Origin of the sequence: Myroides sp. JBRI-B21084, assembly GCF_030545015.1 — a bacterium.
In the GTDB taxonomy this organism is placed as follows: domain Bacteria; phylum Bacteroidota; class Bacteroidia; order Flavobacteriales; family Flavobacteriaceae; genus Flavobacterium.
Map to the genome: position 1 here is coordinate 640,092 of NZ_CP120653.1, position 23,112 is coordinate 663,203.

The 23,112-nt window shown below is 32.3% G+C and carries 24 protein-coding genes; 13 read left to right on the top strand and 11 right to left on the bottom strand.

Annotated elements, in window-relative coordinates:
- Positions 1-9: 9 nt before the first annotated feature.
- The 5 genes from P3875_RS03135 to P3875_RS03155 form a co-directional block, all read right to left on the bottom strand.
- Positions 10-990, bottom strand: coding sequence for a LuxE/PaaK family acyltransferase (locus P3875_RS03135; protein WP_303444798.1), 981 nt, complete (start codon positions 988-990; stop codon positions 10-12).
- Between the two features lie 83 nt (positions 991-1,073).
- The gene (locus tag P3875_RS03140) at positions 1,074-2,069 is read right to left on the bottom strand and encodes a T9SS type A sorting domain-containing protein (protein WP_303444799.1); all 996 of its coding nucleotides are present in this window, start codon (positions 2,067-2,069) and stop codon (positions 1,074-1,076) included.
- A gap of 118 nt (positions 2,070-2,187) precedes the next feature.
- Positions 2,188-2,538, bottom strand: coding sequence for a T9SS type A sorting domain-containing protein (locus P3875_RS03145; RefSeq protein ID WP_303444800.1), 351 nt, complete (start codon positions 2,536-2,538; stop codon positions 2,188-2,190).
- A gap of 158 nt (positions 2,539-2,696) precedes the next feature.
- On the bottom strand, positions 2,697-3,896 hold the full coding sequence (locus P3875_RS03150; protein ID WP_303444801.1) for a hypothetical protein: 1,200 nt from the start codon (positions 3,894-3,896) through the stop codon (positions 2,697-2,699).
- A gap of 80 nt (positions 3,897-3,976) precedes the next feature.
- Positions 3,977-6,712 carry a TonB-dependent receptor gene (locus tag P3875_RS03155; RefSeq protein ID WP_303444802.1) on the bottom strand — a complete coding sequence of 912 codons (2,736 nt, stop codon included), beginning with the start codon at positions 6,710-6,712 and terminating at the stop codon, positions 3,977-3,979.
- A 182-nt stretch (positions 6,713-6,894) separates the two neighbouring features.
- Here P3875_RS03155 and P3875_RS03160 point away from each other — a divergent pair, with 182 nt between their 5' ends.
- The 5 genes from P3875_RS03160 (at position 6,895) to P3875_RS03180 (ending at position 10,306) form a co-directional block, all read left to right on the top strand.
- Positions 6,895-7,578 carry a response regulator transcription factor gene (locus tag P3875_RS03160; protein ID WP_303444803.1) on the top strand — a complete coding sequence of 228 codons (684 nt, stop codon included), beginning with the start codon at positions 6,895-6,897 and terminating at the stop codon, positions 7,576-7,578.
- Complete coding sequence (locus tag P3875_RS03165; RefSeq protein ID WP_303444804.1) at positions 7,578-8,627, top strand: sensor histidine kinase; 1,050 nt, start codon at positions 7,578-7,580, stop codon at positions 8,625-8,627. Before P3875_RS03160 ends, P3875_RS03165 begins: the two co-directional genes overlap by 1 nt.
- Before the next feature lie 67 nt (positions 8,628-8,694).
- Positions 8,695-9,369, top strand: a complete 675-nt coding sequence (gene trmB, locus P3875_RS03170; protein WP_303444805.1) for a tRNA (guanosine(46)-N7)-methyltransferase TrmB — start codon at positions 8,695-8,697, stop codon at positions 9,367-9,369.
- Positions 9,370-10,002 (top strand): LysE family transporter, encoded by a 633-nt coding sequence (locus tag P3875_RS03175; protein ID WP_303444806.1) that lies wholly within the window; start codon positions 9,370-9,372, stop codon positions 10,000-10,002. It begins immediately after the preceding gene.
- Positions 9,992-10,306 (top strand): MGMT family protein, encoded by a 315-nt coding sequence (locus P3875_RS03180; protein WP_303444807.1) that lies wholly within the window; start codon positions 9,992-9,994, stop codon positions 10,304-10,306. Before P3875_RS03175 ends, P3875_RS03180 begins: the two co-directional genes overlap by 11 nt.
- A gap of 46 nt (positions 10,307-10,352) precedes the next feature.
- On the opposite strand, the gene tpx is transcribed toward P3875_RS03180, so the two are convergent.
- Complete coding sequence (tpx, locus tag P3875_RS03185; protein ID WP_303444809.1) at positions 10,353-10,853, bottom strand: thiol peroxidase; 501 nt, start codon at positions 10,851-10,853, stop codon at positions 10,353-10,355.
- A gap of 212 nt (positions 10,854-11,065) precedes the next feature.
- Here tpx and P3875_RS03190 point away from each other — a divergent pair, with 212 nt between their 5' ends.
- From P3875_RS03190 to P3875_RS03210, 5 genes are all read left to right on the top strand, one after another.
- Positions 11,066-12,193, top strand: a complete 1,128-nt coding sequence (locus P3875_RS03190; RefSeq protein WP_303444810.1) for an Mrp/NBP35 family ATP-binding protein — start codon at positions 11,066-11,068, stop codon at positions 12,191-12,193.
- A gap of 36 nt (positions 12,194-12,229) precedes the next feature.
- The gene (locus P3875_RS03195; protein WP_303444811.1) at positions 12,230-12,478 is read left to right on the top strand and encodes a NifU family protein; all 249 of its coding nucleotides are present in this window, start codon (positions 12,230-12,232) and stop codon (positions 12,476-12,478) included.
- Between the two features lie 89 nt (positions 12,479-12,567).
- Positions 12,568-13,626, top strand: coding sequence for an NAD(P)/FAD-dependent oxidoreductase (locus P3875_RS03200; RefSeq protein WP_303444812.1), 1,059 nt, complete (start codon positions 12,568-12,570; stop codon positions 13,624-13,626).
- A gap of 98 nt (positions 13,627-13,724) precedes the next feature.
- On the top strand, positions 13,725-15,188 hold the full coding sequence (locus tag P3875_RS03205) for a DUF5687 family protein (RefSeq protein WP_303444813.1): 1,464 nt from the start codon (positions 13,725-13,727) through the stop codon (positions 15,186-15,188).
- A gap of 2 nt (positions 15,189-15,190) precedes the next feature.
- Positions 15,191-15,892 carry an ABC transporter ATP-binding protein gene (locus tag P3875_RS03210; RefSeq protein WP_303444814.1) on the top strand — a complete coding sequence of 234 codons (702 nt, stop codon included), beginning with the start codon at positions 15,191-15,193 and terminating at the stop codon, positions 15,890-15,892.
- 49 nt (positions 15,893-15,941) lie between these two features.
- Here P3875_RS03210 and P3875_RS03215 read toward each other — a convergent pair whose 3' ends face one another.
- Both P3875_RS03215 and P3875_RS03220 read right to left on the bottom strand, forming a co-directional pair.
- On the bottom strand, positions 15,942-17,021 hold the full coding sequence (locus P3875_RS03215; RefSeq protein WP_303444815.1) for a hypothetical protein: 1,080 nt from the start codon (positions 17,019-17,021) through the stop codon (positions 15,942-15,944).
- A 124-nt stretch (positions 17,022-17,145) separates the two neighbouring features.
- On the bottom strand, positions 17,146-17,940 hold the full coding sequence (locus tag P3875_RS03220; RefSeq protein WP_303444816.1) for a TIGR00266 family protein: 795 nt from the start codon (positions 17,938-17,940) through the stop codon (positions 17,146-17,148).
- 97 nt (positions 17,941-18,037) lie between these two features.
- Here P3875_RS03220 and P3875_RS03225 point away from each other — a divergent pair, with 97 nt between their 5' ends.
- The gene (locus P3875_RS03225; RefSeq protein WP_303444817.1) at positions 18,038-18,373 is read left to right on the top strand and encodes a 2Fe-2S iron-sulfur cluster-binding protein; all 336 of its coding nucleotides are present in this window, start codon (positions 18,038-18,040) and stop codon (positions 18,371-18,373) included.
- A 197-nt stretch (positions 18,374-18,570) separates the two neighbouring features.
- Entirely contained in the window at positions 18,571-18,897 is a 327-nt protein-coding gene (locus tag P3875_RS03230; protein WP_303444818.1) for a hypothetical protein, read from the top strand.
- 52 nt (positions 18,898-18,949) lie between these two features.
- Here P3875_RS03230 and P3875_RS03235 read toward each other — a convergent pair whose 3' ends face one another.
- Positions 18,950-20,128 carry an acyl-CoA dehydrogenase family protein gene (locus P3875_RS03235; protein WP_303444819.1) on the bottom strand — a complete coding sequence of 393 codons (1,179 nt, stop codon included), beginning with the start codon at positions 20,126-20,128 and terminating at the stop codon, positions 18,950-18,952.
- A 275-nt stretch (positions 20,129-20,403) separates the two neighbouring features.
- On the opposite strand from P3875_RS03235, the gene P3875_RS03240 reads away from it, so the two are divergent.
- Complete coding sequence (locus P3875_RS03240; RefSeq protein WP_303444820.1) at positions 20,404-21,027, top strand: carboxypeptidase-like regulatory domain-containing protein; 624 nt, start codon at positions 20,404-20,406, stop codon at positions 21,025-21,027.
- A gap of 40 nt (positions 21,028-21,067) precedes the next feature.
- Here P3875_RS03240 and P3875_RS03245 read toward each other — a convergent pair whose 3' ends face one another.
- On the bottom strand, positions 21,068-22,120 hold the full coding sequence (locus P3875_RS03245) for a PA0069 family radical SAM protein (protein WP_303444821.1): 1,053 nt from the start codon (positions 22,118-22,120) through the stop codon (positions 21,068-21,070).
- Between the two features lie 114 nt (positions 22,121-22,234).
- Positions 22,235-23,062 carry a T9SS-dependent choice-of-anchor J family protein gene (locus P3875_RS03250; protein ID WP_303444822.1) on the bottom strand — a complete coding sequence of 276 codons (828 nt, stop codon included), beginning with the start codon at positions 23,060-23,062 and terminating at the stop codon, positions 22,235-22,237.
- Between the last annotated feature and the right edge of the window lie 50 nt (positions 23,063-23,112).

Sequence of the window (23,112 nt, forward strand, 5' to 3'; positions counted from 1 at the left end):
GCAATAATATTAATAAACCATTAAATTACAACCACGTATGTCAGAATTATCAAACCTGCCTAATACTTCAAACGAAAAATCGGGGTGTTTTTTGCCTAAATCTTGAGTTGCTATAAACGCACAAGAATTTATATTTGCTAAATCAATTACGTTAATACCGCCTGTTTTTCCATCTTCAACAATAGTTAGCGGGTCTTCGGTATCGCGAATTAAAACATCCATCCAAGGGGGGCATTCAAATATCCCATCGCCAAAAGAATAACCTTGCGAAAGTAATTCGGTCATGCCGTATTCCGAATGAATTTTTTCAACTCCAAAACCGTTAGTTAGTAGTCCGTGTAATTCTTCACGAATCATTTCTTTACGTTTACCTTTCATGCCACCCGTTTCCATAATAATGGTGTTTTTTAATTGAAAAGGCTGCAGTTCTATTAAATCAAGCAAAGCATAAGTAACACCTATTAATAATACATTTTCACCGTTTTTATCTAATTCGGTTATTATTTGCGCTAATTCGTTGTAGTTGTTTAAATAGAATCCCGATTTGGGGTGATTAGAGCCTTCTATGAAGTCTTTAGCCATATAAATTAACGACGAGCCTTCGCGTTCTAAATACGACGGCAACAGCGCTAAAACAACGTAATCTTCTATATTGCCATAAAATTTTGAAAAGGCACTTCTAAAACTATATTCGTAAAAATCTAAATCGGTAACGTGGTGTTTAGATGTAATAGCTCCAGTAGTACCACTGCTTGTAAAAGTAGCTTGTATACTTTGAGTTGAACTTAAAATATTTTGCGTTTTAAAAAATTCAATTGGTAAAAAAGGAATTTGGTGTATTTGCTTTACATTTTCAGGACTTTTTTTTAACAACAAACAGTATTTTTGATAAATAGGGTTGTGCTGAAATTGGTAACGAAATACCTTTAGTGCCACTTTTTGAAATTCTTTTGTGGTTTGTATGGAAATAATGTCTTGAGGTGTAAACACAATTTTTGTTTTTTAAAGTACAAAATTACAAAATAAAAAAGCATCTCGGTTAAGAGATGCTTTTTGTTGTATGTTGAAGTAAATTATTTAATAATTACTTTACGTGTTGCAGTTTTACCAGCTTCGTTGATTTTTGCTACATAAATACCCGCTTTTAATGTAGAAACGTTTATTTGTGAAACTGTTGTTACATCTAAAACTTTTTTACCAGTTAAATCAAATAATTGTACGTTTTTCTCAGCAGTACTGTTTGATGTAATGTTTAACACATCGTTTGCTGGGTTAGGGAAAATGTTTAAACCTTCAATGCTGTTTTCTTTTGTTGAAGCTGAATTGTCAATAGGAGTAACATCAGCCCAAGAAGTACCAATTCTTAATTCATCAATATCTAAATCAGGTGTTTCGGCAGGTGAATCTTGTCTTAAAAAGAAATGTAAAATTTGTGATAAATCTCCGTTTGCTGTCCATTGATCTTCAATTGTAGCAGTTGGTTCTGTAGTTGTACCTAAAGTAGGGTTAATCCATAATTTAGCAACATCATTATCTGCACCAGCAACAAAAGTATAAGAACCAACTACTAAATAGGTTTCACCTACGTTGTAATCGCTAGTTGTCCAAGTAGTTCCAGCTGCAGTAGCTGTTCTAACTTCTGAACCAAATTTAAACGTGTTATCATCTACTCTTTTTGTCCAAACAGTAGCTCCAAATGCAGTTGTAGAATCACCAAAACCTCCAAAATATCCACCATTTGCATCGGTTGCAGCACTAATGTTGTTTACTTTAACTAAAAATGAATAATAAATTGTATTAGAATTTGTAAGGGTAATGTCGTATTTAGTATCGATACCAGAACCTGCAAAATTTACTTTATTGCCCGTAGAAGCAGGTAGGTTAGTGTAAGTTAAGTTTCCAGCAACTATAGCAACATCGTCACCAGAGTTCATTGCAGTATAACCAGTTTGTGTTTGTAAAGCACCTGGTGCAGTATAGTTATATGGTTCGTAAACTGGTAAAGTAGCTTGTGCATTAGCTACTAATGTTGCTGCCACAAGTGTAATTAAAGTGTAAATTTTTTTCATATCTAATTGATTTTAAATTTTATGCTACAAATTTACATTAATTTTTTTTAGTAAAAAAAAACCTATGTTAATAAATTGTTGTTTCATAAAAAAGCCCGTAAAAATTACGAGCTAGTTTTTATTTAATGATTACTTTACGGGTAATGCTGTTATTTTTTTCGGTGATTTTTAAAATATAAACCCCCGTTTTTAGGTTGTTTACATTTAATTCTTTTTGAAAACCACTCATATCGGTAATAAAAATGCGTTTTCCAAGCATATCGTACATTTCAATAACCTTTGTTGTATTGGTTTCGGTTGCAATATAAATTTTACCGCCCGTTACAGGGTTAGGGTATATTTGTACTTTTTCTAGCGAGTTTTCGCTTTTATTTGGCTCTGCTACCACATTGTTTTTTACTGTTTGTGCATTTGCGCCTAAACTTGTAACAATAAACAACAGTAGTATATATAAGTATTTGTATTTCATAGTATTTAATTGAATATGTAAATATATAAAATAAATAACAAATAAAATACCAAAAAATAACCACAAAAGTAATTTTGTGGTTATTTAGGTTTTTTTTAACTGATTTTATGGTTTTAAAACACCTTAACAGCGCTTGGTAAGACAGTTTGTGGATTTTTTTATAAACCAGTTGTCCAACCCATTGCCCAAGTTGGGGTAGCTGTACCATTACCTGCACCTTTTGCAGATGTATCTTCAGTAAAAATAGCACTTACGTCTGCAGCAGTAGCATCGGTTTTTTTACCTTTTGATTTTGTTGTAACGTTGTCAAATTTTACATTGGTAGCTTTTAACGTTCCGTTTAAAACATAACTAATGCTTTCATCGTGTTCAACATCAAAGCCAGTACCAAAGTTGCTAATAACAACATTTTCAAAAATAGCTTTAGTACCTACTCTTAATTTTATAGCTTGATTTTCGCCGCCCCCATTGTTACCAATTAACGTAAGGTTTTTTATAGAAGGATTAGCAATAGGTGTTGCCATGTGGTTGTTAGAGTTGTTGTCGGCTTCAATACCACGGTTACCGCCATTTGTACGCTTACCGTACCAGTTTTCGTTTGTACCGCTCCAACCTTCTGTCCAATCAAATAAATCATCACCCACTTCGTTTGCAAAATTGGTAACAATTAAATTTTTGGTATTTACAGTTCCACCAAAAAATTCAAAACCATCATCAGATCCATCGTGAACTTGTACGTTTTCAATAGTTGTTCCTTTACCAACACCAAATAATGAAAGTCCGTTAAATTCTTTATCAGCATTGTAAGCGTATCCAGAATATTCTACACGTAAAAAGTTAATAGAACCAGAATTGTCGTTAGTTTCAGTACCACCATAGGTTAATTCTGATACTTCGGCAGTAGCAGTTGTACCTTTGTTAATAGGCGCTTTACCACAAATTACTAAACCACCCCACGAACCTGGTTTTTTATTTTCGGCTGTCATAATTACAGGGTTTGTAGCAGTTCCTTCAACAAAAATTTGACCACCTTGTGCAACAGCAATATATCTTACAGCATCAAACTGCCCTGCTGTTAATTGCGTAGCTTCAATAGTAACGCCTGCTTTAATGGTTAATTTTGCACCAGCACCTACAATTAATTTTCCTGTTAATTTGTAAGTTCCATCAGTTAAAACAACATGACCTTTAGTAATTTCACCAGTTAAAGCATTTCTATCTACTTTAAATTCTGTTGGGTCTGGTGTTGGCTCTTCAGTTATAGGTGTGCTGTCATCGTTAGAACATGAAATTGTTGTTGCTGCTAACGTTAACGTTAAAAATGCGATGCTAAATAGTTTTACAATTGGTTTTTTCATTTTTAATACTAATTATTTGTTTGTACAAAGTTGATTTTTAATTGTTTAATATGTGTTAAGCTTATGTAATGCTTATGTTGTTAAAATGTATATTTTGCGCCCAAGCTAAAAAACGCACCACGTTTATAAGTAATTGCATTTATTTGGCCCGATGCATTATCTTGTATTCTGCGGAATTCTGGGTTTAAAATATTACGTGCGGCAAAGTTGATTGCAACTTTTTTATGAAGATTTGTTTTAAGGATAAAATCTAATGATCCCATACCTTTATCAACCAAATTTCCTTTTTGTTCAACACCTAATGCGTATAAACGATCAGAGTAGTGTGTGTAGGCAACAGTTGCAGTTAAGGCTTTATCATTGTTCCAATTTTTTACATAAGAAATGTCTGCATTTAATAATAAATCAGATGCGCCTGTAAATGATGAACGGTCAAAATTGAAATTGGTGTTAATTAAACCGTTCGTTTCCTTTTGAATTTTTTCACGATTTATTTCTTGATCTGTTTTCATGTACGATACATTTAAACCAGCAAATAGATTGTTTTTGTTTGCGCCACCAAAATCAATTATCTGTTTTTTAATTTCAAATTCGGCACCGTACACATAGCCTTTATCGCCAATGTTTACCCAAGTGATATCGTTTGTAGAAGAAGCCATGGTAATTTCGTTAATAGGATCTAAAATATATTTACCAAACGCTGCTACCGAAACTACTTCATCGGAGTTAGGGAATAATTCCCACTTTAAATCTAAGTTGTAATTTTGTGATGGATACAAATACGGGTTACCTACTTTAATTTCGGTTACATCTTCATAAATAAAGCGTGCACGTTCTTTAAACTGTGGTAAAGTATATGTTTTACTTGCAGCTAAGCGTAAATTTTGAACAGTGTTTATTGCATATTTAAACGATAAATTTGGTAAAAATTCATTGCGGTTAAATTCATTGTTTTTTTCTTGTGCATCTAATTGTGTTCTCCATTTAACTGTTTGGTTAATTTTTTCGTAACGCATACCAACAACAGCACTTAATTTGTCGGTTAAACGGTATTCAACATTTGCAAAACCTGCATGTATGTTTTGTTCGCCGTTGTAAGTTTGTGGAGTTTCACCTGCAAAAGCTTCTATGTTAAATAAACCGTTGTCATAATTTTGTTGGTTAAAAAAGGTGTCTAAGTTATTTGGGTTTACTGTGCTATTTAATGCGTTTCCAGAAATACGAAAGTTAAATTGTATGGCTTCAAAATCTCTGTTTTTAACTCGGCCATTGTATCCTAATGTAAGTTTACCTTTTTCGCTACCGTTTTCTGTAGATCCAAATTTGTAGTTTAATGCTAAGTTTGCTGCAATTTCATCTTCTTTAAGATTTTGAAAATAGCGGTGATTATCGGTAATAGTGCGTTGAGCTATAGTGTAATTGTTGGTATCTTTCCAATAAAACATTTTATTTTGAGTTCTATCGGGCATATCGCTTTTAATAGTGTTGTATGAAACAGCCCAGTCAAAACCTAATTTGTTGTTAAAGGTATGGTTACCAAGTAATTGATTGATTAATACTGTATTTTGAATAAATGTACCACGTTGTACTAATAAAGCGTCGTGGTCGCCTTCAAAATCGCGATCGGTACCTGTGTACGTGTCTCTAGATAAATCAGATGAATTTATATAAAGCAAGTTGTAACCAACGCGGTTTTTGTCGTTTATATGATAGTTGGCATTAAACATGCCCGTTGTATTAGTAGTTTGAGAAAATTTTTCTTGGTTAAAAGATTTTAATTTTGCGCCTTGTGCACTTGCACTTTGGTTTATACCTTCTTTAAACGTAAAAGCATTGTCAAAACTTGCGGTTGCAAATAAATTAAGTTTACCTGTGTTGCCAATTAAAAACGATTTACCTGCGCGTACACCAAAATTTCCACCAATTGGACCTGCAGTTTGTGGTTGCAAGCTGTTGGTGAAATGATAACCTGATAAAGGTTTGTTAGGTACTCCGTAATTTGCATAACCTAATTTACTTGGTCCCTGTGGTAATAAAAATTCAGCGCCTTTTGATGTTGCATTGGTGTTTATTTTTGTACCTAATTCTACTTCAAATAAACTATTATCTTTAAAATCTTTCGATAAAATATCAACATTACCTCCACCAAAGTCACCAGTGTTTTTAGAGCTAAATGTTTTATCAATAGAAATGTATTCTACAATATCAGTAGAGAATAATTCTAAGTTAATATTCTTTTTTTCAGGATCGTTAGAAGGTACAGGTAAACCGTTTAAAGTTGTAGAATTGTATCTGTCGCCCAAACCACGTACGTACACATTGTTACTGCCTTCTTGTTTTGAAATACCAGTGGTTTTTGCAACTGCTGCAGCTACATCGCCAACACCTTTTCTAGAAAGTTCCTGTGCTCCAATTTGCTGTTTTATTTCTAACGATTTGCGTTGTTCGTTTAATAAAGCTGTTTCGGTAGATTTCTTTTTATCAATAGTAATTACAATTTCATCTAACGAATCGGATTCAGGAATAAGATTAATAGTTACCTCATTTGTTTTGTCTGTTTCGTAAGGTAGGGTGTAAGTTTGGTAACCTAAGTACGACGCTTCTAATAAGTAAGTTCCCTTAGGGCAAGCAATTTCAAAATATCCGTTTTCATCGGCTTCTGCACCAAATTCTGTATTCTGTAACATAACGGTAGCGTAAGCTAAAGGTTCGTTATTATTTGCTGCATCGTAAATATGGCCTTTAATCGTTTTTGTATCTTGCGCATAAGTAGCCACTCCAATTAATAACGCTGTTGCCAAAAAATTTAATTTCATTTTGTTTTGTGTTGTAAATTTTCATTGCAAAGAAATTATCTAAAAGTTACAGAAAGGTTATACAGGCTTTATGAATAAGTTGGCTAATGGTAAATAAATTGTTACTACATTAAATAATTGTTAAGCGGTTGTTTGTTTTTTAATTATCCTTAATTTTACAGCATAAACAACATAGAAAACAAATGAGAAATAAGGATATTAAGATCTTATTGGTTGATGACGATGCAGATATTTTAGAAATAGTAGGTTTTAACTTAGAAGCAGAAAATTACCAAGTTTACACCGCTAAAAATGGTAAAGAAGCCTTAAAAATTGCCAAAACAGAAGTTCCTAATTTAGTGATTTTAGATGTGATGATGCCCGAAATGGACGGTATTGAAACTTGTGAAAACATGCGTAAAATACCCGAACTTAACAACACTATAATTACTTTTTTAACCGCACGTGGCGAAGATTATTCACAAGTAGCTGGTTTTGATGTAGGGGCCGATGATTACATTACCAAACCCATAAAACCCAAATTATTGGTTACAAAAGTAAAAGCTTTATTAAGAAGGGTTAAAGAAGATTCTGCAACGAACGATGTTCTTAAAATTGGTACTATTGAGATTAACAGAGAAGAATATAAAATTATAAAAGACAATACCGAATTTGTTTTGCCTAGAAAAGAATTTGAATTGTTTTATTTACTTGCTTCAAAACCAGGAAAAGTTTTTAAACGCGAAGAAATTTTAGACAAAGTTTGGGGAAACGAAGTTATTGTTGGAGGCCGAACCATTGATGTTCACATACGTAAATTACGCGAAAAAATTGGCGACGATTTATTTAAAACCATTAAAGGGGTAGGCTATAAAATAGAAATTTAATGGGTGTAAAATATCGTAAATCGTATAAATTTGCGGCAAAATCGGCCGCAGTTATTTCCCTATTTGCAATGTTACTTTTGGTAATGTTGCAATATTTTTATTTTAACATAAATGTACTTTTTACAGCAATTTTTGTACTTGTGTTTTTTTGCTTTAGCTTTTTTGTTTTGCAATACCGTGTAGAGCGTTTTATTTACCGCCGTATTCAAAAAATTTATAAAGAAGTAAGTATTTTAGACGAGTCGGTTTTGCGCAACCAACCCATTACTACAGATATGCAAACACTTATGTATGAAGTAAATAAGTTTGCTAGCGAAAAAAAAATTGAAATTGAATTACTAAAAGTTCAAGAAGAATACCGTCGCGAGTTTATTGGAAATGTGGCCCACGAACTTAAAACGCCATTGTTTACTGTACAAGGATATATTTCTACTTTGTTAGAAGGCGGTGTTAAAGACAAAACCATCCGAAAAAAATATTTAGACCGTGCCGATAAAGGAATTGATCGATTAATTGATATCGTAAACGATTTAGATATGATTACTAAGTTAGAAACCAATGAGTTAAAGCTTAATGTTCAAGTGTTTGATATTGTGGCGCTTTTTCAAAGTGTTTTTGATTTATTAGAAATGAAAGCCGATAAAAAAGACATTACCTTAATGTTTGATAAAGATCATTACAGGTCTATTTATGTAAAAGGCGATCGTGAGAAAATTAATCAAGTAATCTTAAATTTAATTGATAATTCCATAAAATACGGAAAAGAAAACGGAACTACAGAAGTTTCAATAAAAAATTTAACCGATAAAAAATTACTAATCCGCATAACCGATAATGGTTTTGGTATCGAAAAAAAACATATCAACCGTTTGTTTGAACGTTTTTATAGAACCGATAGCAGTCGTTCTCGCGATATTGGAGGATCGGGCTTAGGACTTTCAATTGTGAAGCATATAATTGAAGCGCATAACGAACATATTTATGTAGAAAGTAATTTAGGCGTAGGTTCAGAATTTTCGTTTACTATTGAAAAAGCCGATAAAAAATAATTGAATTTAATTAGTTGTAATTTAAACAACCAAGCAATTATTGTATTTTTGTAAAAAAATATGAATCGTGGGAAGTAAAAATAAACTAAAACGTTTTAAAGAAAACGAAACTTTTTCTAATGTACATCAACCTAATCGTGAAGAACTTACAAACAATACATTTGCTTTAAAAGGCAACTGGAACAGTGAAGTTTTTAAAAATAACAACCCTATTGTATTAGAATTAGGTTGCGGTAAAGGCGAATATTCAGTTGAATTAGCACGTCGTTTTCCTAATAAAAACTTTATTGGTGTTGATATAAAAGGATCGCGTTTTTGGCGAGGTGCTAAAACAGCTGTCGAAGAAAATTTAAATAACGTTGCCTTTTTACGTACCCAAATTGAATTGATTGAGCATTGTTTTGCAGCTAATGAAGTTGATGAAATTTGGATTACTTTCCCTGATCCGCAAATTAAATACAAACGCACCAAGCACCGTTTAACTAATCAAGAATTTTTAACTAGATATAAAAATATTTTAAAACCAAATGGTGTAGTAAACCTTAAAACCGATAGTGAATTTATGCACGGTTACACACTTGGTTTATTACATGGTGCAGGACATACGGTTTTGTATGCTAATCATAACGTTTATAAAAACGAAGGTGCACCTGAAGTAGTTACTGCTATACAAACATTTTACGAGTCGCAGTATTTAGAACAAAACAAACCTATAACCTATATTCAATTTCAAATAAAGTAAATGAATTATTTTTTACCTTTTTTTACAGGGTTAGGTGCCGCTGTATTTGGAACGTTACTGCCTGGTATTTTAAATGCCACAGTGGTTAAAATTTCAAAAAAAGAAGGTATGAAACACGCTTACAGTTTTATGGCTGGTACGTTTGTAATTATTGCTTTACAAACGTATTTAGCCGTTTTTTTTGCAAAAATTATTGATAGTAGCGTTTTTATAAATAATATTTTACACGAAATTGGTTTGGTGATTTTTTTTGTGCTAACAATTTACTTTTTTTTAGCATCACCTAAAAATCATAGCCACAAGCATACTGCAAACAACACTAAAAAACGAAAACGATTTAGCCAAGGTGTTTTTTTTGCTTTGTTAAACGTTTTTCCTGTTTTTTATTATGCTTTTATAAGTATTAGTGCTGTAAATAATAAATGGTATAGTATAAATTACACCAATAATTTATTGTTAACTATTGGGGTTTTATTAGGTACTTTTTTCAGTTTTATGTTTTACATACAAGTATTTAAAAAGGCAGTTGTTGAAGAAAGTTTTATTTTAAAGAATATAAATAAAATTTTAGGGTGTATTACTGGGGTTATTACTCTAATAAATTTGTATAAATTTTTTATACATGAGTACTAACGATTTTTATGCAAAAGTGTATCAAGTAGTGCTACAAATACCTTATGGAAAAATTACTACATACGGTGCAATAGCAAAAAAAATTGGGGCACCAAAATCGGCACGTATGGTTGGGTATGCCTTAAACGCTTCGCATATAAACCAAGATATTCCCGCACACCGCGTAGTAAACCGTAAAGGGTTGCTTACAGGTAAACATCATTTTCAAGGAACCAATTTAATGCAGCAATTATTGGAAAATGAAGGTATTGTTGTAAAAGATAATACCGTTCAAAATTTTAAAGAACATTTTTGGGAGCCATAAAAAAACGTCCAAAGTTTAAACTTTGGACGTTTTTTATTATTCAAAATTACTTCAACGCATTAATTGCATGGCTGTAATCGGGTTCTTGCGTGATTTCTGGAACTAACTCGGTATAAACCACATTGCCTTCTGGGTTTATAACCACAACCGCTCTACTCATTAAACCGTTTAAAGGACCATCGGTCATTTTTACTCCATATGCATTTGTAAAATCATCGTTTTTAAAATCCGATAAAGTTTCAACATTATTTAAACCTTCTGCAGCGCAAAAACGGTTCATTGCAAAAGGTAAATCTTTAGAAATACATAAAACAACCGTATTTTCAACAGCCGATACTTCTTTATTAAACGTACGTACCGATTGTGCGCAAACGCCTGTGTCAACACTTGGAAAAATATTTAAAACAACATTTTTACCTTTGTAATTGTTTAAGGTTTTATCAGATAAATCGCTAGCTGTAAGCGTAAAATTAGGTGCTGTTGTACCTACTTCAGGTAAATTGCCTAAAGTGTTTATAGGGTTGCCTTTAAAAGTTATTTGTGCCATGTTATAAGTTTTTGTTTAAATCAAAAGTACTTCTAAAATTATAAAACAAACAGGCGTTCTACAAAACTTTAGAATTAATTAACATATTTCAATAATTTATTAAATCATTAACTTTATAGTGTAACAATTTCGTATTATCTTTGTAATTTAAAATAATTCTACATAAGTTGTTTACCAACAGTTTGTTAAATAACTTTTTTTATAATACAGAAATGAAGTTAGATAGAAAAGAAATACTTACCGCATTAGAAACAATTACGGTAGCCGGTGAAGGCAAAAACATGGTAGAAAGTGGTGCAGTACAAAATGTAATGACTTTTGGCGATGAAGTGGTGGTTGATGTTACTTTGAACACACCTGCTTTGCATATTAAAAAACGCGTTGAGGTGGATATCATGAAAGTGATTCATGAAAAAATTTACGAAAAAGCAAAAATTAAAGTAAACGTAAAGGTTGAAACGCCAGAAAAACCAGAAATTAAAGGAAAATCAATACCAGGTATCAGTAACATTATAGCCGTATCTTCAGGTAAAGGTGGTGTAGGTAAATCTACAATTACTGCAAATTTAGCGGTAACTTTAGCTACTATGGGCTTTAAAGTAGGTGTTTTAGATGCCGATATTTACGGACCATCGATGCCCATTATGTTCGATGTTGAAAAATCAAAACCTATTTCTGTTGATGTTAACGGAAAATCAAAAATGAAACCTATTATTAGTTATGGTGTTGAATTGTTGTCTATAGGTTTTTTTACAAGTCCAGATCAAGCAGTAATTTGGCGCGGACCTATGGCTGCAAAAGCTTTAAATCAAATGATTTTTGATGCTGATTGGGGCGAACTTGATTTCTTATTGTTAGATTTACCTCCAGGTACAGGTGATATTCACTTATCTTTAATGCAATCGTTGCCAATTACAGGGGCAGTGGTTGTAAGTACGCCACAGGCAGTTGCTTTGGCCGATGCTAAAAAAGGGGTATCAATGTTTATGGCTGAAAGTATTAATGTACCCGTTTTAGGTATTATTGAAAATATGGCTTATTTTACACCTGAAGAATTACCAGAAAATAAATATTACATTTTTGGACAAGAAGGTGCTAAAAATTTAGCAACCGATTTAGAGGTTCCTTTCTTAGGCGAAGTGCCAATTGTACAAAGTATTCGCGAAGCTGGTGATTATGGCCGACCAGCAGCAATGCAAGAAAATACTATTGTTGCTAATGCGTTTGTAGAAATTGCTAGAAATGTTGTTTCACAAACCGTTGCACGTAACGAATCGTTACCGCCAACCGAAGCTGTTAAAATCACTACTATGGCAGGTTGTTCGGCTGTAAAAAAATAAATTAATTATCGTTTGTTCGATACCAATAATAAAAATATGGCTTCAGAAACTATAAAACAAAATGTAGAAAAAGCGCTAGATGAAATCCGTCCGTTTTTAAAATCAGATGGTGGTGACATTACCTTGGTTGCTATTGAAAACGATAAACACGTGAAAGTGCGTCTTGAAGGGGCTTGTACATCGTGTAAAATTAATCAAATGACGTTGAAAGCTGGTGTAGAAACTACCATTAAAAAATATGCACCCGAAATTGAAACAGTAGAAAATTTACCCGCCGAATTATAAAATACACAAAACTAAATTAATGGTAAGTAATGATATTTATCACTTTTTTTGTGCTGTATGCTTTTTAATTTTATATAAAATTTACTTTTATGATTGAAACTGATATATTAATAATTGGCGCCGGACCAACAGGCCTTTTTGCTGTGTTTGAAGCTGGATTATTAAAATTACGCTGTCATATAATAGACGGTTTACCGCAACCCGGCGGACAATTAACTGAATTATATCCTAAAAAACCTATTTTTGATATTCCTGGTTATCCTTCTGTAGGCGCTGCCGAATTAATAGATAACTTAATGGAACAAATTAAACAATTTGAACCTGGTTTTACATTAAACGAAGTTGCCGAAACTATTGATAAACTTGAAGATGGTACTTTTGTTGTTACTACCAATAAAGGTACAAAACACCACGCCAAAGCTGTTGCAATTGCGGGTGGTTTAGGTAGCTTTGAACCTAGAAAACCTATTATTGAAGGGTTGAATTTTTACGAAGATAAAGGGGTGGAATATTTTATTAAAAACCCTGAACAATTCCGTAATAAAGATGTAGTGATTAGCGGTGGTGGCGATTCTGCATTGGATTGGAGTATCTTTTTAACCGATGTAGCTAAAAGTGTTACCTTAGTTCACAGAAGAAACGAATTTCGAGGTGCTTTAGATTCGGTTGAAAAAGTACAAGCGTTAAAGCAACAAGGTAAAATTAATTTAATTACCCCTGCCGAAGTTACCGAAATTCACGGAAACGAACATGTTGACGCTGTAAGTTTATCGTTTGAAGGCGATTTAGCTTCGCGTACCATTAAAACCGATTATTTTATTCCGTTGTTTGGCTTAACGCCTAAATTGGGGCCTATTGCAAATTGGGGCTTAGATATTGAAAAAAATGCGATTAAAGTAAACAACGCACTTGATTATCAAACAAATATAGAAGGTATTTACGCTATTGGCGATGTTAACACGTATCCAGGTAAACTAAAATTAATTTTATGCGGATTTCACGAAGCAACTTTAATGTGCCAAAGTGTGTATAACCGAATCAATCCAGGTAAAAAATATGTATTGAAATACACTACTGTTTCTGGTGTTGATGGTTTTGATGGAACACGTAAAGAAGCTGAAAAAGCAGTTGTAAAAGCAATTGATTAATTTTAAATAATTAAGTTTTAAAAGAGTATGTTTTAAAAACATACTCTTTTTTTTTGTAACATTTCGTTAAAAACAGTACTTACTAAACAAAAAACAATATGATGTTTAAAAAACTTGCCAGCTTAGAATGGAAAGAATCAAAACGTAAAGGCGCATTAACACAACGGGTTTTAATGGCTTTAGGTAAAGGTTATTTTGGTGCTTGTTACTTAGTAGTAATGGTTAGCATGAGTGCGGGTTTATTTAAATTTGCCGAAGAAGAAGGGTTAGATCCCTTTCAAGGCTTTTTTAAATACGCTATTTATTTATGGTTGGGCGATTTGGTAATTCGTTACTTTTTTCAACAAATGCCTACAACGTTAGTAAAACCATTGCTTATACAAAACATTCGTAAAAAAACAATTGTAAATTATTGCTTAACAAAATCGGCATTTTCGTTTTTTAATTTTGTCAACCTTTTTATGGGGATTGCTCTATTTTTAATGTTGATTTTTGAATATAAAGTAAATGTTTTAAGTGGATTATTATTTGCTTTATCGTTAAAAATGTTTTTATGGGCCAACAACTTTTTGGTGCAATTATTAAATCACGTAAACAAATTTGCGTTACCTTTTTTGGTTTCTTTTGCAGGTGTTTTAGCATTAGATTTTTTTAAATACGTAGAAGTTACAGCATATACCAAATATGTGTTTGAAGCTATGTATAACTATAAATTTTTATTAATTGTTATTGCGGTATACTTAATTGGTTTAATAATGGCTTGCTACCGTTTTTATTATAAAAATTTATCGTTAGACAGTGCTGTTGTTGTAAAAAAAGAAACATATACCTATTACGATTTAAACTTTTTAAACCGTTTTGGAAAGTTGGCTCCGTTCTTAAAAACCGATATAAAACTACTTACACGTAACAAACGTACACGTACGGTTTTGTTAATGAGCGCAATGTTTTTGTTATACGGATTGTTGTTTTTTACAATGGATATGTACAAAAACAATAGTTTTTTCACCATTTTAGCAGCTATAATGATTACAGGTGGTTTTATGATGCTTTTTGGGCAATATGTACCAAGTTGGGACAGCAGTTACTATCCTTTAATGATGACACAAAACGTGCCGTATCGCCAATATTTAGAATCTAAATGGTTAATAATGGTTTTGGGTACAGTAGTATCAACTATTTTAGCAAGTTTTTATTTGTTTTTTGGTTTAAAAACCTATTTAATTATTGTTGCTGTTGGGTGCTATAATATTGGGTGGAACTGTTACATGTCGTTAATTGCAGGTGCATTTGTTCGCTCTAAAATAGATTTATCAAGTAATAAAAATGCCTTTGGCGATACAAAAGCATTTAGTGCACAAACCTTGTTGTTAAGTATTCCACCTATTGCCATTCCTGCTATTTTGTATTGGGGTTTAACCAGTTTATTATCGTTTAATTTAGCAATTGTTATATTTATTTTAATAGGCTTGTTAGGTATTTTACTAAAACAACCAATGTTTAATTTAATTGAAAATCTTTACAAATCAAAAAAATACATCACCTTAAAAGCATATAAATAATTATGATACAAGTTACTAATTTGCAAAAAACATACAACGGTACTACCGTTTTAAATATAAATAATTTAGAAATTCCAGTAGGTCAAAGCTTTGGTTTAGTAGGCAACAACGGCGCAGGTAAAACTACCTTTTTTAGTTTGTTGTTAGATTTAATTGAACCAACACAAGGCTGTATTAAAAATAATAGTGTAGTGGTTAATAAAAGCGAAGATTGGAAAGCTTTTACTACTGCTTTTTTAGACGATAGTTTTTTAATTGGATATTTAACCTGCGAGGAATATTTTTATTTTTTGGGCGAACTACGCAATCAAAATAAAGCTCAAGTGGATGAGTTTTTAAAAACATATGCCGATTTTTTTAACGATGAAATTTTAGGCAAAAACAAATATATTCGTGATTTATCTAAAGGAAATCAAAAGAAAGTAGGTATAATTGGTACTTTAATTGGCAATCCTAAAGTTATTATTTTAGATGAACCTTTTGCTAATTTAGATCCAACAACTCAAATTCGTTTAAAAAAGATTTTACGAAATATTGCCGATACTAAACAAACAACTTTATTGGTTTCTAGCCACGATTTAAATCATACTTTTGAAATTTCTGATAGAATTGTGTGCTTTGATCGCGGTAGTATTATTAAAGATATAGACACAAAACAATATTCGTTTGAAGAGTTAACGTCTTTTTTCGATGTTGTTGTTTAAAAGATAAAAAAACGAGCTTCAAAACAAATGAAGCTCGTTTTTTTATGCCTTAATTATTTTTTGGCTGATACAATTTCATGTTTAAATCGTAAAAAGAATATTTAGAATTTTGTATGTAGATATAAGTATTCTTTCTGTTTTTTTTAATCATTTCAATAGGTATTGTAATTTTTGAATTGTACGAATATTCATCTTTATCATAATTTATAGCCAATGGCTTTAATGATGCGTAATTTAGATACCAAAAATCATTGTTTTTTGCAGGTTTAATTTTCCATTCCAAATTTGTAAGATCAAGAATGCCTTTTCCTTCTTTTGTTTGCATAATAGCATATCCAATAGTTTGAGCAAAATTTTGCCAATTATCGGTGTTTACAAAATTGTCTTTAAATGGCGTACCTTTAAACAACGATTTTAAAATATAATGATTTTTATTGGTTTCTATTAAAAACCAAACATCTTTTTCATGACTATAAATTTGTTTGTGATGCGGGTAATTACTCAATTTTTCAAAACCAGAAAAAGTTTCTCCCTTTTGGTTTATGATGCTAAAAAAAGTTTCGTTGTTTATTCGGTTTTTAACAATTGCAAAATATAAGTTTTTAAACGGTACAATATTATAAATAGTAGGTTCGTCTTTTTCGACGTTATAATACTTAGGGTTAAACGCAACCAAATTTCCATAAGCATCAACCTCAAAGCCACTAATTTCGTCTTTTACTTTATCTTTATTACTTCTTTTAGGCATATTTGGCATTGCGCCACTTGCTTCATAAATAATATATCCACTATTTTGAATATCGGCAATTCTGTAATTTTCTTCGCTACCCATTATTTTGCCATTGCAACCATTTTCTTGACCATTTGTTTCTAAACCGTAATATAAATTTATGTGCGGATGAAAGAAAGCAGCATCACGTAAAACAGGTTCTGTAAGTATTTTTTTTGTTTTTCTATCAAAAAATCCCCATCTATCATTTTTTTCAGAATAATATGGGATTAATTGGTCCGATGGGTATTTTTTAATTTTACTAATCAGCATCGTATTTGCTTTTTCATTACAAGATGTATTTTGTGCGTACATAGTAACCGTAAAAAAGCAACTTAGCCCTAAAAAGTATTTTTTCATAATTAATGGTATTCAACAATTTTTGTAAAGATATAGTTCTTATTTATTTTACCCAAAATGTTAAATGAAAGTTGTTTTTATAAACAAATACAAATAAAAAATTCAGCATAAAGCTGAATTTTAATTAATTATCTCCATCAAGTAATCTGCCTAAACCGCCTAATAAACTGCCTTCACCTTGCGATTTGCCACCTGCACTAGGTGCGTGTGCAATAATTCTATCGGCTAATCTACTAAACGGTAACGATTGTACATAAACCGTTCCAGGGCCTTGTAAAGTTGCAAAAAACAAACCTTCACCACCAAAAATACTGTTCTTAATGCCACCTACAAATTGTATATCGTAATTTACAGTGCTTGTAAAACCAACGATACAGCCTGTATCAACTTTTAGCACTTCACCTGGCTGTAATTCTTTTTTGTGCAACGTACCACCTGCGTGTATAAAAGCCAAACCATCGCCTTCAAGTTTTTGCATAATAAAACCTTCGCCACCAAAAAGTCCGGTACCTATTTTTCGGTTAAATTCAATACCAACAGCAACTCCTTTAGCAGCACATAAAAAAGCATCTTTTTGGCAAATAAATCTACCGTTCATTTGGCGTAAATCTAATGCAACTATTTTACCTGGGTAAGGCGATGCAAATGATACCTTTTTTTTGCCGTAATTAATATTTGTAAAGGTAGTCATAAACAAACCTTCGCCAGTAATCCAACGTTTACCTGCGTTAAGAACTTTGCCAAACAAACCACCTTGTTGTTGGCTTCCATCGCCAAAAATGGTTTCCATTTTAATACCGTCGTCCATCATCATAAAACTTCCCGATTCTGCAATAACGGTTTCTTGTGGGTCTAGTTCAATTTCAACAAATTGCATTTCTTCCCCATAAATGGTGTAATCTATTTCGTGAGCATTCATAATTTTAATTTTACAATTAGTATGTTTTTTAGCTTATATGTTACAAGTTACATATTTTAAAAAAAACTTAATTAGTATATTTGTAAAAATGCATTTTATGAGCGATATTAAAATTACGATAATTGATAGAGAAGGGGTAGAACATATTGTTGATGCACCTACCGATATGAATATGAATATAATGGAATTGGTGCGTGCTTACGAACTTGCCGAAGAAGGAACCATTGGTATTTGTGGTGGTATGGCTATGTGCGCATCGTGCCAATGTTATGTTTTAAATGAAGAAGATGTTAACTTGCCAGAGAAAAACCCTGACGAAGAAGCTATGCTTTGGGAGGCTTTTAATGTAAAAGAAAATAGTAGATTGGGATGCCAAATTGCTATTAAACCTGAAATTGAGGGTTTAAAAATACAATTGGCACCAGAGTATTAGTAAAATAATTTTGTTTTTTTTGTTTTTTTAACCAAAAAAATGTTAACTTTAGAAAGCAAATAGAATTATTTTATTGGATTATTTTAAGTGAAAAACGAAGTTAATTCTTCGTTTTTCTTTTTTACAAACAATTTTTTAACCTTCTGTTTTTTTAATTGATTATTTACTTAATTTTGATCGTTTTTTAATTGTTTGCAATGAATAAATTGTTTAAAGTTATTAAGTGGTTGTTAGTAGTGTTAACCATTTTACTTGTAGCATATATTTTGGGTTTTGTAATGTTTCACGATACCGTTTTCTTTTTGAATGAAAAGTATAAAATATATGTGGTTTTTCAGCTTATGCACGTAGCTGCAACCTTAGCTGTTTTGTTTGTAATTTGGAGCAGGCAGTTGTTTGATACCTGGAAAAAAATAGATCAAACACTTTTAGTGGTGTTTCTTTCAATTTTTGGGTTATGGTTTTGGTATTTAAAATACAGTGATAAATACCTTAAAAGTGAAAATTTAGACGAAATTAACTAATAACAAAAATCCCGAAGTACACTTCGGGATTTTTGTTATATGTAAAATATTTTTATTTAAATGCTGAAAAACCAGTAACATCCATACCGGTAATTAATAAATGAATGTCGTGCGTACCTTCATAAGTTACTACCGATTCTAAATTCATCATATGTCGCATTATAGAGTATTCACCAGTAATACCCATACCACCTAACATTTGACGTGCATTACGGGCAATAGTTAATGCCATATCTACATTGTTTCGCTTTGCCATTGATATTTGTGCTGATGTTGCTCTGCCTTCATTACGTAAAACGCCTAAACGCCATGTTAAAAGTTGTGCTTTGGTAATTTCGGTAATCATTTCGGCTAATTTTTTTTGTTGTAATTGAAAAGCACCAATAGGTTTATCAAACTGAATGCGTTCTTTTGAGTATCTTAATGCCGTATCGTAACAATCCATCGCAGCACCAATAGCACCCCAAGCAATTCCGTAACGAGCCGAATCTAAGCAACCAAGTGGCGCCCCTAAGCCCGATTTGTTTGGTAAAAGATTTTCTTTTGGAACTTTTACATTATCAAAAATTAATTCGCCAGTTGCCGATGCACGTAACGACCATTTGTTGTGTGTTTCTGGGGTTGTAAATCCTTCCATACCGCGTTCAACAATTAAACCGTGAATGCGTCCGCTTTCGTCTTTGGCCCAAACAACTGCAATGTCTGCAAACGGAGCGTTCGAAATCCACATTTTTGCTCCATTTAATAAGTAATGATCGCCTTTATCTTTAAAGTTGGTAACCATCCCACCTGGATTCGATCCAAAATCGGGTTCAGTTAATCCAAAGCAACCAATCATTTCGCCAGTTGCTAATTTTGGCAGGTATTTCATGCGTTGTTCTTCGTTTCCGTATTTCCAAATAGGATACATTACCAACGATGATTGAACCGATGAGGTTGAACGTACCCCTGAATCGCCACGTTCAATTTCTTGCATAATTAATCCGTACGAAATTTGATCTAATCCTGCCCCGCCATATTCTACAGGAATATAAGGTCCAAAACCGCCAATTTCGCCCAAACCTTTTACAATCTGTGTAGGGAATTCAGCGCGTTGTGCATATTCTTCAATTATGGGTGAAACTTCTTTCTTTACCCAAGCACGTGCAGCATCGCGTACTAATTTATGTTCTTCTGTAAGTAAATCGTCTAATAAATAATAATCTGGTGCCTGAAATAAATCTGGTTTCATATCTACAATTGTTTAACTGTAACAAAAATAAACTTTTTATTAAAAGAATAGTGAAATATTTATGATTGAATTTGTAGAATAAAAGTAGTAACTTGCTGTTAGTTATTGATAAATGAAGATAAAGCGGTTGTAATATGATAAATAATGATGTAAATAATCAGATAAAAGTAAACGGACTACTTGGTCTTTACAGATACGTTGCGGTTGTTTTTGGAATAATTTTTCTTTCTACTTGGACTGTAAAATCAGCATCTCTGGCAAATTCGACTGAACAAGTGCTACAGCAAAATCTTTATAAAGAAATTACAGGTATTGTTAAAACCGAAAAAGGAGATCCAATTTCGGGCGTTGTTACAAAGTTAGCAGGAACAAATATAGAAATAGTAACAGATGCTGAAGGAAGATATAAGTTTAATGCCAAAAAAGGCGATAGAATTCAGTTTATTTATAGAGGATATAAAACAAGTATGACGACTGTTCGTAGAAGTAATATTTTGAATGTTAAAATGATGAAAGATGATGCTGACTTGCCTGATATAATAATTTCTTTCAATTATCATTCAGTAATAGGATGTACTATTGATACAGTTGGTGTTAAAAAAACAGAGCTTTATAAAAATCATATTGTAGATGTTGCATTCCCATTGGTTTTTAATGTCGATATGAGACCGTCAGAAGTTTACAGAAATCCCGAAACCATTTTAAAAGATGCAGAAGCTTTAACACGAAATGGGAATTATACTTATATTATAGATGGTGTGCGTGTTAGCGAAGAAACATTTCGTTCGTTAAATCAGAACGATGTTGAAAGCGTGGATATTTATAAACATACCGATGTTTACACTGCACGTTTTGGAAACAAAGAGAATCAAAGCAGAATATCATTAGAAGCTAGATAGACTTTTGTTCTGCAAGATTTTTAAAATCTTCTAGGTTTTATTAAAACAACCGCAATTGTTCGCCTTTGGTTCCATCAAATAAATCAGTTGCTAAGGCAGGAAATTTTGATTGACTGAAATATTTTTTTCTGCCAATTTCAAACGATTTATGAATCATATCGGCAAAATTTCCGTTGCCAGCATTTCGTTTGGCTATATTTTTTTCTGCCAAATTTCCTTTGTGTAGCGATGCTATTTGATTTAAAACCTTTTCTTTTCGGTCAGGATAATGCGTTTCCAACCAATCTTTAAAAACAGGTTCCACTTCATCGTTCAAACCAACCAGCGTGTAGCCAAAGGAATGTGCTCCGTTTTCTGAAGTGGTTTTTAATATTGGAAGAATTTCCATACTGTTTAATCCAGGGATTATTGGTGCAACCATTACGTGTGCGGGAATTTTGTTTGCTGATAAAGTTTGCAGTGCCTTCAGTTTTGTTTTTACCGATGACGTTCTGGGCTCTAAAACCCTGCGTAATTCCTCGTTTATAGTTGGAATACTTAAGCATATATTTACCAATTTTTTAGCAGCCAATTGTTTTAAAATATCCAAATCGCGCAATATTAAGGCGTTTTTTGTAATAATACTTACAGGATGACGATAATCTAAACAAAGTTGCAATATTTTCCGAGTGATTTCTAATTTGCGTTCTAAAGGTTGGTAACAATCGGTATTGCCTGATAATTGAATGGTTGATGCTTTGTAACCACGTTTTAAAAAGAATTGTTCTAAAAGTTCGGATGCGTTTTTCTTTACCAAAATTACTCGTTCAAAATCTATACCTGCGCTAAATCCCCAATATTGATGCGTGGGTCGGGCATAGCAATACGCGCAACCATGTTCGCAGCCTTGATACGGATTTACTGAATACACAAAAGGTAAGTTGTTGCCTTTTATTTTGTTAACTATTGTTTTTGGGAAAACTTCTAATATTTGAGTTTTAGCAATTTCATCTTCATAATCATCTTGATAAATAGAAGTTTCATATCTATTTTTAAAAAATTTATTATGAATATTGGTTACCGCACCTTGACCTTTTGTAAAATCTTTTTTCATTAAATGGTTCTATTTTAAAGGTAAATTTAGGTTTTAGGTAAGACATAAAATGTCATTTAAATAAAAAAGGCTACTGTTAACAACAATAGCCTTAAAATAAAATGATTTTATTTATTATTTTTTAATGAATTTAGACGACGCTTTACCGTTATCTGTAGTAATATCAATTAAATAAGTGCCACTTGCTAAGCCAGACACGTTGATGTTTGAAACATTACCTTCTGATTTTACCACTCTACCAGCTAAATCAGTAATAGTAATTGTGTTAATAGCTACATTGTTTTTAGATGTAATGTTTAACACATCGTTTACTGGATTAGGGTATATGTTGAAATTTTCTGTAAAGAATTGTTCGTTTGAAGCAGTTCCAGAAACAATTTCAATATCGTCAATCTCAATTGTAAATTGGTCAGTAGATTCATAATGTCTTATAGCAAAGTATACCGATGACTGTCCAGCAAAAGCAGAAATATCTAAGGTTCTTTGTGTTAATGTGTTAACGCCACTCAAAGTTTCTGAAAACTTAGTTGCAGAAGCTAACATTGCCGTTGTTGTATTAGCGTTACTAACATATACTGCGTATTTTTCTGTATCCCAATCAGCATCTACCGCAGAAGCTTTCCACTTTAATGTAATGGTTTGGCCTGCGTATGCAGATAAATTTATAACTGGAGAAAAAATCCAATTGTTTGGTGTAAGTGGAGCTTGAGTTGTTGCATCCCACGATGCCGAACGTAACAAAGCTGTTGGAAATGCAGGTATAGGGTTGCCGTTGCTGTCTTTAAGTTGCATTACTGCCCAATTTTTACCGTCACCATCAGCGTCGTTAAGTGTCCAGCCTGATGGCATTGTGTTAGAGTTGAAATTCTCTGAGAAAATTTGTGCATTTCCGTTAAATGACATTGCGCAAATGAATGTTAAAGAAAGTAATAATTTTTTCATGGTTGTATTTTTAAAATTAGTGTTATAAAGTTAATTAAAAATACATTATT

Coding starts and splice junctions, on each gene's coding strand:
- P3875_RS03235 (WP_303444819.1), bottom strand. CDS start 20,128: ATGAAACCAGATTTATTTCAGGCACCAGATTATTATTTATTAGACGAT.
- P3875_RS03225 (WP_303444817.1), top strand. CDS start 18,038: ATGAGCGATATTAAAATTACGATAATTGATAGAGAAGGGGTAGAACAT.
- P3875_RS03155 (WP_303444802.1), bottom strand. CDS start 6,712: ATGAAATTAAATTTTTTGGCAACAGCGTTATTAATTGGAGTGGCTACT.
- P3875_RS03200 (WP_303444812.1), top strand. CDS start 12,568: ATGATTGAAACTGATATATTAATAATTGGCGCCGGACCAACAGGCCTT.
- P3875_RS03220 (WP_303444816.1), bottom strand. CDS start 17,940: ATGAATGCTCACGAAATAGATTACACCATTTATGGGGAAGAAATGCAA.
- P3875_RS03195 (WP_303444811.1), top strand. CDS start 12,230: ATGGCTTCAGAAACTATAAAACAAAATGTAGAAAAAGCGCTAGATGAA.
- P3875_RS03160 (WP_303444803.1), top strand. CDS start 6,895: ATGAGAAATAAGGATATTAAGATCTTATTGGTTGATGACGATGCAGAT.
- P3875_RS03165 (WP_303444804.1), top strand. CDS start 7,578: ATGGGTGTAAAATATCGTAAATCGTATAAATTTGCGGCAAAATCGGCC.
- P3875_RS03205 (WP_303444813.1), top strand. CDS start 13,725: ATGATGTTTAAAAAACTTGCCAGCTTAGAATGGAAAGAATCAAAACGT.
- tpx (WP_303444809.1), bottom strand. CDS start 10,853: ATGGCACAAATAACTTTTAAAGGCAACCCTATAAACACTTTAGGCAAT.
- P3875_RS03140 (WP_303444799.1), bottom strand. CDS start 2,069: ATGAAAAAAATTTACACTTTAATTACACTTGTGGCAGCAACATTAGTA.
- P3875_RS03245 (WP_303444821.1), bottom strand. CDS start 22,120: ATGAAAAAAGATTTTACAAAAGGTCAAGGTGCGGTAACCAATATTCAT.
- P3875_RS03175 (WP_303444806.1), top strand. CDS start 9,370: ATGAATTATTTTTTACCTTTTTTTACAGGGTTAGGTGCCGCTGTATTT.
- P3875_RS03230 (WP_303444818.1), top strand. CDS start 18,571: ATGAATAAATTGTTTAAAGTTATTAAGTGGTTGTTAGTAGTGTTAACC.
- P3875_RS03190 (WP_303444810.1), top strand. CDS start 11,066: ATGAAGTTAGATAGAAAAGAAATACTTACCGCATTAGAAACAATTACG.
- P3875_RS03215 (WP_303444815.1), bottom strand. CDS start 17,021: ATGAAAAAATACTTTTTAGGGCTAAGTTGCTTTTTTACGGTTACTATG.
- P3875_RS03150 (WP_303444801.1), bottom strand. CDS start 3,896: ATGAAAAAACCAATTGTAAAACTATTTAGCATCGCATTTTTAACGTTA.
- P3875_RS03145 (WP_303444800.1), bottom strand. CDS start 2,538: ATGAAATACAAATACTTATATATACTACTGTTGTTTATTGTTACAAGT.
- P3875_RS03180 (WP_303444807.1), top strand. CDS start 9,992: ATGAGTACTAACGATTTTTATGCAAAAGTGTATCAAGTAGTGCTACAA.
- P3875_RS03250 (WP_303444822.1), bottom strand. CDS start 23,062: ATGAAAAAATTATTACTTTCTTTAACATTCATTTGCGCAATGTCATTT.
- P3875_RS03210 (WP_303444814.1), top strand. CDS start 15,191: ATGATACAAGTTACTAATTTGCAAAAAACATACAACGGTACTACCGTT.